Source organism: Polaribacter sp. Q13, assembly GCF_016858305.2.
Classification (GTDB): Bacteria; Bacteroidota; Bacteroidia; order Flavobacteriales; family Flavobacteriaceae; genus Polaribacter.
This window is the reverse complement of sequence record NZ_CP074436.1, coordinates 1,270,744-1,285,505: the sequence shown is the minus strand read 5'-3', so window position 1 is coordinate 1,285,505 and position 14,762 is coordinate 1,270,744. Positions and strand designations below refer to the sequence as shown.

General features: G+C 28.6%; 16 protein-coding genes. 10 read left to right on the top strand and 6 right to left on the bottom strand.

Translation table 11 applies throughout. The features are described from left to right. Positions 1-108: 108 nt before the first annotated feature. From JOP69_RS05220 to JOP69_RS05210, 3 genes are all read right to left on the bottom strand, one after another. Positions 109-954 carry an ABC transporter permease gene (locus JOP69_RS05220; protein WP_203392152.1) on the bottom strand — a complete coding sequence of 282 codons (846 nt, stop codon included), beginning with the start codon at positions 952-954 and terminating at the stop codon, positions 109-111. 22 nt (positions 955-976) lie between these two features. Further along, positions 977-1,876, bottom strand: coding sequence for an ABC transporter ATP-binding protein (locus tag JOP69_RS05215; RefSeq protein ID WP_203392153.1), 900 nt, complete (start codon positions 1,874-1,876; stop codon positions 977-979). Positions 1,877-2,053: 177 nt separating this feature from the next. Beyond that, on the bottom strand, positions 2,054-2,557 hold the full coding sequence (locus JOP69_RS05210) for a hypothetical protein (protein ID WP_203392154.1): 504 nt from the start codon (positions 2,555-2,557) through the stop codon (positions 2,054-2,056). 71 nt (positions 2,558-2,628) lie between these two features. Between JOP69_RS05210 and JOP69_RS05205 the strand changes: the two genes are divergently transcribed. Both JOP69_RS05205 and JOP69_RS05200 read left to right on the top strand, forming a co-directional pair. Next, entirely contained in the window at positions 2,629-3,054 is a 426-nt protein-coding gene (locus JOP69_RS05205) for a PaaI family thioesterase (protein ID WP_203392155.1), read from the top strand. A 211-nt stretch (positions 3,055-3,265) separates the two neighbouring features. Next, the gene (locus tag JOP69_RS05200) at positions 3,266-4,315 is read left to right on the top strand and encodes a chorismate-binding protein (RefSeq protein WP_252191196.1); all 1,050 of its coding nucleotides are present in this window, start codon (positions 3,266-3,268) and stop codon (positions 4,313-4,315) included. A 205-nt stretch (positions 4,316-4,520) separates the two neighbouring features. Here the strand turns inward: JOP69_RS05200 and JOP69_RS05195 are convergent, their stop codons facing one another. Then, entirely contained in the window at positions 4,521-4,898 is a 378-nt protein-coding gene (locus tag JOP69_RS05195) for a PUR family DNA/RNA-binding protein (protein ID WP_203392156.1), read from the bottom strand. Between the two features lie 80 nt (positions 4,899-4,978). After that, complete coding sequence (locus JOP69_RS05190) at positions 4,979-6,733, bottom strand: ABC transporter ATP-binding protein (RefSeq protein WP_203392157.1); 1,755 nt, start codon at positions 6,731-6,733, stop codon at positions 4,979-4,981. Positions 6,734-6,927: 194 nt separating this feature from the next. On the opposite strand from JOP69_RS05190, the gene nusB reads away from it, so the two are divergent. The 8 genes from nusB (at position 6,928) to JOP69_RS05150 (ending at position 13,427) form a co-directional block, all read left to right on the top strand. Then, positions 6,928-7,866, top strand: a complete 939-nt coding sequence (gene nusB / locus JOP69_RS05185) for a transcription antitermination factor NusB (protein WP_203392158.1) — start codon at positions 6,928-6,930, stop codon at positions 7,864-7,866. A 51-nt stretch (positions 7,867-7,917) separates the two neighbouring features. Beyond that, the gene (locus tag JOP69_RS05180; RefSeq protein ID WP_203392159.1) at positions 7,918-8,379 is read left to right on the top strand and encodes a DUF1573 domain-containing protein; all 462 of its coding nucleotides are present in this window, start codon (positions 7,918-7,920) and stop codon (positions 8,377-8,379) included. 5 nt (positions 8,380-8,384) lie between these two features. After that, on the top strand, positions 8,385-8,705 hold the full coding sequence (yajC, locus tag JOP69_RS05175; RefSeq protein WP_203392160.1) for a preprotein translocase subunit YajC: 321 nt from the start codon (positions 8,385-8,387) through the stop codon (positions 8,703-8,705). A 106-nt stretch (positions 8,706-8,811) separates the two neighbouring features. Then, positions 8,812-9,750 carry a CdaR family protein gene (locus JOP69_RS05170; protein ID WP_249987876.1) on the top strand — a complete coding sequence of 313 codons (939 nt, stop codon included), beginning with the start codon at positions 8,812-8,814 and terminating at the stop codon, positions 9,748-9,750. A 1-nt stretch (position 9,751) separates the two neighbouring features. Further along, positions 9,752-10,342 carry a dephospho-CoA kinase gene (coaE, locus tag JOP69_RS05165; RefSeq protein ID WP_203392161.1) on the top strand — a complete coding sequence of 197 codons (591 nt, stop codon included), beginning with the start codon at positions 9,752-9,754 and terminating at the stop codon, positions 10,340-10,342. Between the two features lie 109 nt (positions 10,343-10,451). After that, a complete protein-coding gene (locus JOP69_RS05160; protein WP_203392162.1) occupies positions 10,452-12,020 on the top strand; it encodes a sensor histidine kinase KdpD in 1,569 nt (522 codons plus the stop codon). A gap of 11 nt (positions 12,021-12,031) precedes the next feature. Then, entirely contained in the window at positions 12,032-12,733 is a 702-nt protein-coding gene (locus JOP69_RS05155; RefSeq protein WP_203392163.1) for a response regulator transcription factor, read from the top strand. 73 nt (positions 12,734-12,806) lie between these two features. Next, positions 12,807-13,427, top strand: coding sequence for an L-threonylcarbamoyladenylate synthase (locus JOP69_RS05150; RefSeq protein WP_203392164.1), 621 nt, complete (start codon positions 12,807-12,809; stop codon positions 13,425-13,427). Positions 13,428-13,721: 294 nt separating this feature from the next. On the opposite strand, the gene JOP69_RS05145 is transcribed toward JOP69_RS05150, so the two are convergent. After that, positions 13,722-14,720: a glycosyltransferase family 2 protein gene (locus JOP69_RS05145; protein ID WP_203392165.1), complete on the bottom strand. Its 999-nt coding sequence runs from the start codon at positions 14,718-14,720 to the stop codon at positions 13,722-13,724. Positions 14,721-14,762: the final 42 nt, after the last annotated feature.

The following is a 14,762-nucleotide window of genomic DNA, read 5'->3' as shown; positions in this document are numbered from 1 at the left end:
TTATTTGTGTTAAAATGATATTAATAACACAATAATTTAAAGGCAAATTACAAAAGTTTATTGAATGTAATGGTTTTTAAATATTAGAAAATAAGATAAAATATTTTGTTATAAATCTCTCTTTTGGAGTAGTTTGTAAGAAAGGTACATAAAGATAAAAGTCCATGCGCAAACAATAAGTATCGCGGAGAAATTTACATCGTAACTTTTTGTAAAATTTTCTCCTATTTGACTTGCTACAGATTTTACCGCATTCAATCTAGAAAATGGCTCTTTTATAAGGTTAGATATAGACTCTAACGGTAAAAATTGCATAATAGCATCAACAGATTCAGATGTTTTGTCCGCATCTCTAAAAGACCAAAAAAGATACCCTTTAAACATACTTTCTCCTATAAGCCAAACTACCATGGCACCTACTGCAAAAGCAGAGCGTTTTACTAAGATTCCAAAAAACAATCCCATAGAAAAGAAACCAACTAGTTTTATAAAGAAAGCTAATAGGTAGATTAAATCTGTAGTTATTATTGATAATTCATTATAATCTGAGTAAACAAGACCTAAAATTAAAGAGACTACAAATACAAAAATTGTTGAAATTAGTGCAAAAACGACTACTGTATAAAATTTAGAAAGTATAAATTCTTTTTTACTTAAACCATCAATTAAATTCTGTTTTAATGTTTTGTAGCTGTATTCATTGGCCATCATAGAAACAATTACCAAGAGTAAGAAAAACTTTAAAATGGATGCCACGTATGTGTTAAAATGCCAGATGTACGGGAAATTAAAAATTCCCATATCTGCTAAATGGAATTTTATAGGTCCAATATCAAATTTTACGGCAGCAATTAATGCAATAGAAGTAAGTAAGCCAAAGTAAATAATTGATAATACTTTACTGGCTCTGTTGTATTTTAATTTATGAAACTCTATGGTTAGTAGTCTTAACATGACTTTGTAGTTTAAAAGGTGGTTAGTTGTTGTTTGTTAGATCTAAGAATTGTTGCTCTAAACTAGGTTTACGTTTTACTAAATGCGATAAAACAATTCCTTTTTTAAAGAGAAATTCATTTATTTCTGCGGATGAAATAGTGGTATTTAAAGTAGCAATGATAGTTTCGTGATCTTTAGAAACTTTAGCTATTGCAGGATGTTCTTCTAATAGAAATCGTAATTTATCTTCGTTAGCTTCAACTTTTAATTCGAACAAACCATTAGAAGCTGTCATTTCATCTACACGACCAGCGTATAATTTTACGCCATTTCTAATAACAACAACATGAGAGCATACTTTTTCTACTTCATCTAATAGGTGAGAAGCTAATAAAATAGTAGTTCCGGTAGCGGCAATATTTTGTATAATTTGACGAATTTCATGAATTCCTTGCGGATCTAAACCATTAGTAGGTTCATCTAAAATTAAAATTTCTGGATCATTAAGTAGGGCAGAAGCAATAGCTAAACGTTGTTTCATTCCTAAAGAAAACGTACTAAATTTACTATCTCTGCGGTCAAAAAGATTTACGGTAGCAAGTTTTTCGTTAATTTTTTCTGTGGATATTTCTTTGATCTTACAGATTAAAGCTAAATTTTGAGTAGCCGTCATGTAAGGGTAAAAATTAGGTCGTTCTATAATAGCACCTACTTTCTTTAACGCTTGGTGGGTAGAAAGTTTTCCGTTAAACCAAGAAAACTCTCCAGAAGTTCTGTTTACAACATTTAAGATAATCCCTAAAGTGGTAGATTTTCCACTTCCGTTAGGACCTAAGATTCCGTAGACATTTCCTCTTTCTATATCAAAAGAAAGATTGTTTACTGCGTGAACTTTTCCGTATTTTTTATCGAGATTTTTGAGTGATAAGATAGTTTCCAAAGAAATTGATTTAGTCGGTTATGTTTGTAAGACGACTAATTTACAATTTTGTTACGAGAAATAAGTCCACAGTTTTCAGTTGGCAGTAATCAGTCAAGTTCAGAATAGAAATAATTGACTTGAATTATATAAAGGATAGTGTATAATGAGTGCTATAAACTGCAACTGAATACTAAATTAATATTCATTATAATCGTAATCATCATCAAAATGACCATATTCATCGTCTATGTCTCCATCATCACCAAAACCATCATCTAGTTTTTCTGCAACAAATTCCTTATCAGGAGCTTCACTTGGTATTTCTCCTACAGTTAAAATAATTTGTGGTAAATCTTCTTTTTTCTCATCAGAAACCTCAATAACTTCCACATAGAAAGTCCACATTTTTAAGAAATCATATACGTAAATTAGCTTATTACCTTCTTCTGGTAACGTATCATTTAAAATACAGGTTTGCATAGAAATACCTTCGCCCACTTCTTCCATATTAAATAACGGAATCTCTTCTCCCTGTTCCCATTCATCATCGGTTCTATAAAAAGAAGCCATTTCTCTACCTCCAAAACCAAAGGCTTTAGCAATTGTGGCATGTAAATCTTCTAAGTTTAAGCTGTTATCAACCAAAATAGTTCTGATTACATCTTCTTTTGTGTCTAAAATTACGCGTATTTTGTACATGAAATGGATTAATTTTTCTGCTGCAAAAATACAAAATTTTATATGTACTTTTACCATATAATTTGAAGGATATGGATACAGTTGCTATTTTAAAAGCGTTTAATGAGAGTTCTAAAAACACCTTAATGGAAACGCTTGATATTGAATATGTTGCTTTAGGTGATGATTTTTTAACGGCAAAAATGCCTGTTAATTCTGGGGTTCATCAGCCTTATGGGCAATTACATGGTGGTGCAACGGCAGCGTTAGCAGAAAGTGTTGGAAGCGCTGCTTCTAACTTTTTTATAGATAGTAAAACCCAGTTTGTAAACGGAATTCAGTTATCTATAAACCATATAAAAAGTAAAAGAGAAGGCACTGTTTTTGCAACTGCAACAAATATTCATAAAGGGAGAACAACACATTTATGGGAAGTTAGAATTGTTGATGAAAATGACGATTTAATTTCCGTAGCAAAAATGACTAATATCGTTTTAAATAGGAATAAGGACAAATAAACGCAAAGGAGCAAAGGCTTTCGCAAAGGTCGCAAAGTTTTTGTGAATTTTTCTTTGTTAACTTTTTTATGTTCGCTAGTGCTCTTTTAACTAGTGCCAAATAAGATATTTTCATTGAACAATACTCATTAAAATAAGCAAGATCTTTTTCCGCTAATAGAAAGGGAATCTTTGAAATAGATTTTAAAGACAAAATAATTTAGATAATACATTGAATATCATTTTTAATAAAATAGAAGAACATCACAAAAGAAATAGTCCTTTTGTAGCGTATAGAAAACCAAACTCAGAACAAGTTTCTGGTTTTTTTATGACTGATATTACATTGCATTTTACATCTCAATATACAGAGGCAGGATTTGTTTTTGCGCCTTTTAATAGAGAGGAAAATGCTGTTTTATTTCCTTTAGAAAAATCAGAATTTATCAATGAAAATATTTTAATTGAAGAAAATTTTTCTCTGAATGATAATTTTAAAGAGAATATAAATTCTGATAAAGAAAAACATGTTCATTTAGTAGAAAAAGCACTAGATGAAATTAATAAAAACGAGCTTGTAAAAGTGGTCGTTTCTAGAAAAGAAGAAATTCAATTAGATAAATTTGATATACTTCTTACATTTAAAAAACTTTTAAAAACCTATACAAATGCTTTTGTGTATGTTTGGTTTCATCCAAAAGTTGGTTTGTGGTTTGGCGCAACCCCAGAAACTCTTTTAAATATTACTGGAAACAGTTTTAAAACGATGGCTTTAGCAGGAACTCAAGTTTATATAGATTCTGAAGAGGTTATATGGAAAAGTAAGGAATTAGAAGAGCAGCAATTGGTTACTAATTTTATAGAGAGCCAATTAAAACCTCTTTCTACCAATCTAAAAATTGATAAAAAAGAAACGGTAAAAGCGGGGAACTTGTTACATTTAAGAAGTAGTGTAGCAGGGGAGTTGAATAAAAGTGCTAGTTTAAAAGCATTAATTAGAAGCTTGCACCCAACACCTGCAGTTTGTGGTTTGCCAAGAGACAAAGCCGAGGAGTTTATTTATCAAAATGAAAACTATAAAAGAACATTTTATAGTGGTTTTTTAGGAGAATTAAATATTGAAAATAAAAATTCTTCGCTTTTTGTGAATTTAAGATGTATGAGTATTGAAGATAAAATTGCGTCTATATATGTTGGTGGAGGTATTACAAAAGATAGCAATGCTAAAAAGGAATGGGAGGAAACCGTTGCTAAAACAAAGACTATTAAGAAGGTGCTTTAATTTATAAAAATAATAACCCAGAAAGTGTTTTAATCCTTTTCTAGGGGAGATAAATAATAATATTTATTTAAAATCAAAAAACCGCAAATAGTAAATTTGCGGTTTTTCTCTTTGTGTAAAATTCGAATTAAAATATTTTAAACGGACTTATTTGCCCGTATTTAGGTATTCATAATTAAGGGAATACAAAAACGGTGTGTAACTGTTATATATCGTCAAAAGAAAGATCAGTAAAACTTTCAGTAGATTTTACTTCATCAGTAGTTTCTGTTTCTTCTTCTTTTTTAAAGTCCTTTTGGTGACGCTCACTAATTACTTCGCTACCTTTTTCATTTAAAATGTAATCGGTCGCTTTACCTAACATTTCTTGAAAATCGGTAAAATCTTCTTTGTATAAGTAAATTTTGTGCTTTTGGTAATGGAAAGAACCATCATCGTGCGTAAATTTTTTACTTTCTGTAACAGTTAAGTAATAATCATCTGCTTTTGTTGCTCTTACATCAAAAAAGTAAGTTCTTCTTCCTGCTCTTAAAACTTGTGAAAAAATTTCTTCCTGTTCAACTCTCTCTACTCTCTCTGCCATAATTCTTTTAAATAGTAATTATAATATGTTTTTTATACTTAACAAATCTAACAAAATATTTTATGTAGCAAGGTTAAAGATTAAATTTCTTTTTCTAAAAGTTGTTGTTCATACAAATCTTTATAATATCCTTCTTGCGTTATTAGTTGATTATGAGTTCCTTGTTGTGTAATTTTACCGTTGTCTAAAACAATAATTTTATCGGCATTTTTAGCAGAAGAAATCCTATGACTAATAATAAAAGTAGTTATATTTTTTGAAATTCGTTCTAAATTAGATAAGATTCTTTCCTCGGTTTCTGTGTCTACAGCAGACAAACAATCATCAAAAATTAAAATCTTAGGTTTTTTAATAATTGCCCTTGCAATAGAAACACGTTGTTTTTGTCCGCCAGAAAGTGTAACCCCACGTTCTCCTAATATGGTTTTATATCCTTTAGGAAAATCGATAATGTTTTTATGTACATCTGCATTTTTAGCCGCGGTAATAATTTCTTCTTCTGTAGCGTCTTCTTTACCGAATTTAATATTATCTTCTATCGTTTCCGAAAATAAAAACGGATCTTGGGGTACAAAACCAATCTGACTTCTAACAGCATCTAAATTGGCTTCTTTAATAGGTGTATCGTCTAATAAAATGGTTCCTTTTTTGGTGTCATATAATCTAGATATGAGTTCAATAATAGTAGATTTTCCAGAACCTGTTTTTCCTAAAATAGCAATGGTTTCTCCAGATTTTACAGAGAAATTAACGTTTTTTAAAGCCGTAATATTTGTATCATCATACGTAAAAGTAACATCTTTAAAAGTAACGTTTCCTTTTAATTCAGAATAAGAAGTATTGGTGTTTTGTATTTCTGGTACTTGCTTTAGAAATTCATTAATTCTTGCTTGAGAAGCTTCAGCTTGCTGAACCATAGAGGTAACCCAACCAACAACGGCAACAGGCCAAGTTAAAATATTTACATATAACATAAACTCTATAATGGTACCTATTTGTATTTCTCCATTTATATATAGTTTTCCACCAACGTAGATTACTAGTAAATTACTGATACCAATTAAAAAAATCATTAACGGAAAAAATAAGGCATTTGCTTTTTGAAGGTGAATATTTTTTTCCTTGCTTTCATCGGCAATTTTATCGAAGTCTTTTATTATAGAAGCTTCAATTCCGTAAGATTTTACCACATTAATACCAGAGAAAAACTCTTGATTAAAAGTGGTCAGTTTTGATAGATATTGTTGAACAACGGTACTTCTTTTATGTATTACTTTACTTAAAACGAAAATAGAAATGGATAATAAAGGAAAAGGAATTAGGGTGTACATGGTTAATTTTACATTAATACTCATCATCTGAGTAAAACCAACAGCAAATAATACAATCATATTCATACTGTACATAATTGCTGGCCCAACATACATTCTTACTTTAGAGACATCTTCAGAAATACGATTCATTAAATCTCCCGTTCTGTTTTTCTTATAAAAATTAAGTGATAATCTTTGGTATTGTTGATAAATTTCGTTCTTAAGATCAAATTCTATCAACCTAGAAGTAACAATAATCGTTTGTCTCATTAAAAAAGTGAAGATACCTGACAAAAGAACAGCTCCAATAATTATTAGAATGTTAATTAATAACTGATGCTGTACAATGTTTAAATCTGTAACATTTCCTGCTTGATAATCTTCAACAATATTTAAAGAATCACCAATTATTTGCGGAACTTTTAAAGCTAAAAATTTTGATAAAATGGTTGCTAATAATCCAATTAATAAGCGCCATTTATATTTAGAAAAGTATTTATTTACGTGCCTTAGTTCTTTCAATCAATACTGAATTTTAAAAAATAAAATTACAATTAATAAAGTGTTTGTAAAATATTTTTTTGTTAAAAAAGTGAAAGCACAAAGATACACGTTTAAGGATAGAATTAAATCTTAAAAAAGAATTAAAAAGGTAGTCGAATAAAAGTAAAATAACACTATTTTTGCACCGAAATTTATATATAAGTTCTTTAGAAATGATTAACAGAAGACATATTCGAGTTAAAGTAATGCAATCTGTGTACGCTATGTTACATTCTCATAATGATGATATCATTAAGGAGGAAAAATTTTTAAAACATAGTATTTTAAAAATGTACGATTTGTACGTTTTAAATTTACAGTTATTAGTAGAAGTACAGAAATTAGCCGCTAAAAAAATCGCACTTTCTAAAAACAAAATTCTTGCTACAAAAGAAGATTTAAATCCAAACAACAAGTTTTTAAACAATAAACTGATAAATACCATCGCAGAAAGCATTAGTATAGAGGGGTATGTTGAGTTAAATGATTTAAGAAATTGGGAAGAAAGTGATGAGTATGTGAAAATTATTTTTGAGAAATTGCAAAAGAGCGATTTGTATAAAAAATATTTAGATACTGTAGAAGATTCTTACAAAGTAGATAAAACTTTTGTTATAGATTTTTTCAAAGAAATTATTGCTCCCGATGAGAAATTAGGAGAGTATTATGAAGATACTATGATTTCTTGGGCAGATGATATTCCTTTTGTAAATACTTGGATAGTAAAAACACTAAGTAAACAAAAAGACAATACCATTTTTGTTTTAGGAAAACTTTATAAAGATAAGGATGATGAAGATTTTGGATCTAAATTGTTTAAGAAAACGGTTTTAAAGAATGCAGAATACGAATTAATTATAGAAGAGAAAACGCCAAACTGGGAAATAGATAGAATTGCTGATATAGATATGATTCTAATAAAAATGGCAATTTCAGAATTTCTAAATTTCCATTCTATACCAACTAGAGTTACTATTAATGAATTTATAGAAATTTCTAAAGATTATTCTACAGAAAAAAGTAGTTACTTTATTAATGGAGTTTTAGATAAAATTTCAAAAGAATTTATAAAAGATAAAAAAATAGTTAAAATTGGTAGAGGCTTACTCTAAACTATTGTTTTCGAAAAATTATTTATTATTTTTACACAAAATTAAATCATAATGAAAAAAATAACAATTTTATTAGCATTTGTAATTACAGCATCTTTTTTTACCGCTTGTAAAGACGGCGGAAGTGCAGTAAAAAAAATTAACAAGGAAAATTTAGACCAAGCATCGTCTAGAGATAATGAAATTAAAAAAGGAACAGCATCTATTTCTTTAGATAAAAAAGTATACGATTTTGGTACTGTAAATGAAGGAGATATTGTAGAAACTAGTTTTTTAGTAACTAATTCTGGTAAAACAGATTTAGTAATTACAAACGCAAAAGGATCTTGTGGTTGTACAGTTCCTACATGGCCTAAAACACCTATTAAACCAGGAGAAACAGGTACTGTTAATGTAAAATTTAACACAAGCGGTAAACCAAACAGACAACAGAAAACAGTAACTTTAACAACGAATACAGAAGCAGGTAGAGAAATCTTAACACTTAAAGGTTCTGTAACACCAAAAGCATAATAATAATGATATCAACTGTAATATTTTTACAAGAAGGAGTAGGTAGTTTAATGAGTATGTTACCTTTTTTAGCAATTATTGTAGTGTTCTATTTTTTTATGATTAGACCACAAATGAATCGCCAAAAAAAGGAAAAAGCTTTTCAGGCTGAAATTAAAAAAGGCGCAAAAGTGGTAACATCTAGTGGAATTCATGGTAAAATAGCAGAAATAAATGCTACAGAAGGTACGGTAACGGTAGAAACAGGAGCAGGGAAAATTAAGTTTGAACGCTCTGCAATTTCTATGGAATTGACCAATAAAAAATTAGCTCCAGCTAAAAAATAAAAATTAAGTTTTAAAAGTATTAAGTGAGCTTTGTCTTTTTAGATACTGCTCACTTTTTTGTTTACATGCTTTTGTGTAGATTGCATAAAATTGAAATATAACCTCCTTGATAAAGAATAAAAAAATATCGAAAAGTTTTATAGGTTTTTTAATAGCATCTATTTTAATGTGGTTTTTAATTACGCTCTCTAAAGAGTATGTTACAACATTAACTTTTCCTGTAAAATACACAAATATTCCACAAGATAAGTTGTTGCAGAAAAAACCAATAAAAGAAATAGATATTATTGTAAAATCGTCTGGATTTAATATTATAAGCTCTAATTTTGGTGATAAAAGTATTGCCTTAAATGCAAATAGTTTACTTAAAAAATCTTCTAGTAAGTATTATTTTTTAACAAGAAATCAGGTAAACACTATTCAAAAACAATTGCCTTCTGGTGTTCAATTACAAGAAATTGTTTTAGATACTATTTACTTAGATATTGGCACTTTAACATCTAAGAAAGTGCCCTTAAAGCCTAATTTAGATATTAATTATCATATTGGTTATGATATTTTAGAGCCTGTAGTTGTAAAACCAGATAGTATTTTAATTTCTGGACCAGAAGCTCAAATAAATAAGATAACATCCATCAATTTAAAATTATTAAAATTAGATGATGTTCGGTCAGATTTCTCGAAACAAGTAGAAATTATATTACCTAAAAACTCGAGTAATATTAAAGTAAAATCAACATTTGCAGCAATAAGTGGTAAAGTAGAAAAATTTACAGAAGGCACTTTAGAAATTCCGTTTTTAGTAAAAAACCTTCCAGAAGGTGTAACTATTACTACACTAAATAAAACTGTAGAAGTTGTTTATGTGGTGGGGCTGTCTAACTTTAATAAAATTGATAAAAACTTTTTTAAAGTTGTTTGTGATTACAATGTTACTAAAGAGAATAACCTGGATTATTTGTTACCCAAAGTAATAGGGAGTCCAGATTATGTTAAAAGTTTTAAAATAATTCCTAATAAAATAGATTTTTTAATTCAAAAATAAAATGGTTGTAGGTTTAACAGGTGGCATTGGTAGTGGTAAAACGACTGTAGCTAATTTTTTTGCTAAATTTGATACAGTTGCTATTTACAATGCAGATTTTGAGGCCAAAAAGTTAATTAATGCTTCCTCAAGAATTAAAGCTAAAATTATTGAGTTTTTTGGTAAAGAATCTTATCAGGATAATCAATTAAATAGACCTTTTATAGCAAACCTTGTTTTTCAGGATAAAAGCAAATTAGCGGCCTTAAATGCAATTGTACACCCAGAGGTTAAAAATCATTTTCAACAATTTGTACATCAGCATGCAAATAAAGAGTATATATTATATGAAAATGCTATTCTTTTTGAAAGTAAAAGTAATTTAAAGTGCGATATTATTATTTCTGTTTATGCTCCTCTAAGTGTTAGAATAGAAAGAACAATGTTAAGAGATCATAGCTCTAAAAAGGATGTGGAAAACAGAATAAAAAACCAATGGTTAGAAGATAAAAAACTACTACAATCTAACTACGTTATTACCAATTTAAGTAAAGAAAATACTGAATTTCAAGTTATTAATATCCATAATATTTTAACAAAAAAATACTGTTGAATTTAATTTTATTCAATAGGATTGTTAAAATACTCTTAAATTTAAAGTAAAGCTGTTAATTTAGGTTAAAAACAATAAATTCAATTTTTGAAAGCCGTAACTTTGATGTATGGGTAAGAAAATGTTTGTTCTTATTGTAGTTTTAATGAGCATTTCTTTAATAGGAATTATTGCTGTGCAGATGTATTGGATAAACAATGCTGTGGCAAGTAAGAATGAACAATTTAAGAATGAAGTTCAAAAATCTTTAGGAGGTGTATCTCAAAAAATCAATGAGAAAGAAAAGGCCTTTTTTGATAAAAAAATGGAGAACTTTTTCGAAAATGTAGGTTTAGCAAATGATGCTCAAATTAGAAATTACCTTTTTCAAGAAATAGATACTACATCGAAAGAGCGATTTTCTTTAGGAACAACCTATTTAGAAGAAAATTTTAAGTTACCAACAGATTTTTTAGATAATGATTCTATTATTGTAAAAAGAGTTACAGGAAGGCAAGATTTTTTTCATTCTAGATTAATTAAAGGTGTAGATAACGCTTTTTCTTCTACAGATGAAAAAAGATACTCTTTTACTAAAAGATTTAAGGAAATTGAAAATGCGTATAATTCTCCATATTTTGAATACTATAAAAAGAATAAACCGATTCATCAAAGAATAAGTAATAATGATTTAAAGGTTACTATAAAAACGGCATTAGCAAAACGAAATATATTTTTAGATTTTAAATATGGGGTTTATAGTAAGGATGGTTTAGCAACAAAACTAAAGTCTGGTTATTATACGATTAATAAAAAGGAGAGCTATCGGTATCCACTTTTTTTTAACGAAAATGGACACGTTGAGTATGAGTTATATGTAACATTTCCGTCTAAAAATGAACACATACTTTCTGGTATTTCAAATATTTTATTACTGTCTTTGTTTTTTATCTTTATTATTATAATTGCCTTTTCAAGTTCTTTATATCAATTGGTAAGACAAAAGAAAATATCAGAAATTAAAACTGATTTTATTAATAACATGACACATGAGTTTAAAACTCCTATAGCTACTATTAATTTAGCTTTAGATTCTATTAAGAATCCTAAGATTATTAATGATAAGGACAAAGTTTTACGCTATGTGCAAATGATTAGAGATGAAAATAAAAGAATGCATTCTCAGGTAGAAAATGTCTTAAGAATATCTAGGTTAGAGAAAAATCAATTAGATATTAGTAAGGAAACTATTGATATGCACGATGTAATAGAAGATGCAATAACACACGTAAGCTTATTAATACAAGATAGAAAAGGAACATTAGAGACTCATTTTGAAGCGATTATCACAGAAATTCCAGGGAACGAATTTCATTTAACAAATATAATTGTCAACATATTAGAAAATGGTTTAAAATATTCTGAAGGGGCTCCAAAAATTGAAGTTTATACAGAAAGTACAAATAAGTTCTTTATCTTTAAAGTAAAGGATTATGGAATAGGAATGAGTAAGGCCGTACAAAAAAACGTTTTTGATAAGTTTTATAGAGAGCAAAGAGGAAATATACATGATGTAAAAGGACATGGACTTGGTTTAGCCTATGTAAAAGAAATAGTAGAAAAACATCATGGTACAGTTGTCGTAGAAAGCGAAAAAGGAGTAGGAAGTACATTTACAGTAAAATTACCTTTAATTTAAAAAATATAACAATGGGAAGTAAAAAAATTTTATTAGTTGAAGATGATCCAAATTTTGGAACGGTCTTAAAAGATTATTTAGCATTAAATGATTACAATGTAACTCATGCTAAAGATGGAATAGAAGGATTAATCATGTTTAAAAACAGTGATTATGATTTATGTATATTAGATGTTATGATGCCTCGTAAAGATGGATTTTCTCTTGCACAAGATATTAGAACCACCAATAAAGAAGTGCCAATTATTTTCTTAACAGCAAAAACTTTAAAAGAAGATGTTTTAAGAGGATATGCTGTTGGTGCAGATGATTATTTAAATAAGCCGTTCGATTCGGAAGTATTATTGCATAAAATTAAGGCCATTTTACAACGAAAAGATACAGATAAAACTGCAGAGTCAGAACAATTCGAATTTGTAATTGGAGGTTTTTTCTTCAATTCTAAGTTAAGACATTTATCTGTTGGAAAAGAAGGAGAACCTATTAAATTATCTCCAAAAGAAAGTAAATTGTTACGTATGTTGGCAATTCATAAAAATGATTTAATGCCAAGAGAATTGGCTTTGACAAAAATATGGAGAGACGACAATTATTTTACGTCTAGAAGTATGGATGTTTATATAGCAAAACTACGTAAATACCTAAAACCCGATGAAAAGGTAGAAATTTTAAATATACATGGTGAAGGATTTAGAATGGTAGATAAATCTTAAGAAAATTATAATTTCCCAGAAATAAAAAACTCAACATGATTGTTATCAGGTTGAGTTTTTGTACATTTAATATATGGCAGAATTTATTAAAATATATAATGAGAACCCAAACCAAAAGGAAATAGACAAAGTTGTTAGGGTTTTAAAACATGGCGGTTTGGTAATTTACCCAACAGATACTGTTTATGGCTTAGGTTGTGATATTACTAATAATAAGGCTTTAGAAAAGATTGCTCAGATTAAAGGTGTAAAGTTAGAAAAAGCTAATTTTTCTTTTATATGCAATAATTTAAGCCATTTATCAGATTATATAAAACAAATAGATAGCGCTACTTTTAAAGTGCTTAAAAGGGCGTTACCAGGTCCTTATACCTTTATTTTACCAGGAAGTAATAATTTACCGAAAGTTTTTAAAAAGAAAAAAACGGTAGGTATTCGTATTCCTGATAATAATATTATTAGAACTTTAGTAGAAGTGTTGGGCAACCCAATAGTGTCTACTTCTATTAGAGATGAAGATGAAGTTTTAGAATATACGACAGATCCAGAATTAATTTTTGAAAAATGGGGTAAGTTAGTAGATATTGTTATTGATGGGGGTTATGGAGATAATCAAGGATCTACGATTATAGATTTTACTGAAGGCTACCCAGAAGTAATAAGAGAAGGCAAAGGGAGTTTAGAAATTTTGTAAAATTAGTTGTAAAGCTTCATTTTTTTTATTTCTATACACGAGAAAAAAAATCTCAAGCGAAAATGATCACGGGCTGTTTTGTTATTTCAACCTAAGAGAGAAATTACATAATATAGCTCAATTTTCCATTCTCCTCTTTATAAGACATCTCCCAAAAGATAGAAGTGATAGGTTCGTGTAGTTATTTTTATAATTTGAAAAATATAATAATTAGTTAATTTTCTTCTACTTATAAAAGACGTTAATGGTGGTGGTTTTTAAAGTATGAAAAAAAGTATCAAGATTTTTTTACAATTACTTTAAATCATCAAACTTTTTTCTGCCAAGAGCAAAATATTGCCAAACAATACTTGTGTGTAGATTGTACTCTTGTTTCTTTTGTAAAACTCTACGTTTACCTAAAAATTTAAAGAAGTTTTTATAAAAGCTAAAATGTGCTTTAATGATGGCCCAAGTATGTATGGGATTGAACTCTAATAGAAACTTAAGACCTGCAATTCCGTCTAAAATTAAACGAGAAAAAATAACGAATAGAAACCATTTTTTAGGAACATTTTTTACTACATTCAATAAGCTATTTCTAAAGTTTAAATATGTTTTGTGCGGATTTGTTTCTTGCAAAGTGGCTCCGCCAATATGATAAACAGTAGAAGTACCTACGTATTTTACCTTGTAACCTCTATTTTGTGCTCTCCAGCATAAATCTATTTCTTCTTGATGTGCAAAATAATCTTCATCTAAACCACCTAATAGGTGATATACTTTAGATCGAATAAATAGACAAGCTCCTGAAGCCCAAAAAATAGTAGCTTCATCATTAAATTGACCATTATCGGTTTCTAATTCATTAAAAATACGACCTCTACAATAAGGATATCCGTATAAATCTACAAAACCTCCAGCAGCACCCGCATATTCAAATTTTGTTTTGTCTTTAAAATCTAATAATTTAGGTTGAATAATAGCCGTATTTTCTTCACTTTTAAAAACAGAAATAATGGGTTTCAGCCAATTTTCCGTAACCTCAACATCAGAATTTAAGAGGCAATAAATATCTGCATCTATTCTTTTCAAAGCATCATTATACCCTTTTGCATAACCGCCATTTACAATGTTTTCTACAATTTTAACTGAAGGAAAAAATTCTTTCACATATTTAATTGAAGAATCTGTAGAAGCATTGTCTGCTATATAAATATCCGCTTCTTGCGAACTAAAATTCAGAACCGATGGCAAGAACTGTTCTAACAGTTTTTGACCATTCCAATTTAATATGACAATTGCTATTTTCAAGGGTGCAAATTTACATTTTATAAGTTAGTTTAATTCTAATTT

Bases quoted from the DNA above. Each gene is read 5' to 3' on its own strand.
- JOP69_RS05220 (WP_203392152.1), bottom strand. From the start codon at position 954: ATGTTAAGACTACTAACCATAGAGTTTCATAAATTAAAATACAACAGA.
- JOP69_RS05210 (WP_203392154.1), bottom strand. From the start codon at position 2,557: ATGTACAAAATACGCGTAATTTTAGACACAAAAGAAGATGTAATCAGA.
- JOP69_RS05205 (WP_203392155.1), top strand. From the start codon at position 2,629: ATGGATACAGTTGCTATTTTAAAAGCGTTTAATGAGAGTTCTAAAAAC.
- JOP69_RS05195 (WP_203392156.1), bottom strand. From the start codon at position 4,898: ATGGCAGAGAGAGTAGAGAGAGTTGAACAGGAAGAAATTTTTTCACAA.
- nusB (WP_203392158.1), top strand. From the start codon at position 6,928: ATGATTAACAGAAGACATATTCGAGTTAAAGTAATGCAATCTGTGTAC.
- JOP69_RS05180 (WP_203392159.1), top strand. From the start codon at position 7,918: ATGAAAAAAATAACAATTTTATTAGCATTTGTAATTACAGCATCTTTT.
- yajC (WP_203392160.1), top strand. From the start codon at position 8,385: ATGATATCAACTGTAATATTTTTACAAGAAGGAGTAGGTAGTTTAATG.
- coaE (WP_203392161.1), top strand. From the start codon at position 9,752: ATGGTTGTAGGTTTAACAGGTGGCATTGGTAGTGGTAAAACGACTGTA.
- JOP69_RS05160 (WP_203392162.1), top strand. From the start codon at position 10,452: ATGGGTAAGAAAATGTTTGTTCTTATTGTAGTTTTAATGAGCATTTCT.
- JOP69_RS05155 (WP_203392163.1), top strand. From the start codon at position 12,032: ATGGGAAGTAAAAAAATTTTATTAGTTGAAGATGATCCAAATTTTGGA.
- JOP69_RS05150 (WP_203392164.1), top strand. From the start codon at position 12,807: ATGGCAGAATTTATTAAAATATATAATGAGAACCCAAACCAAAAGGAA.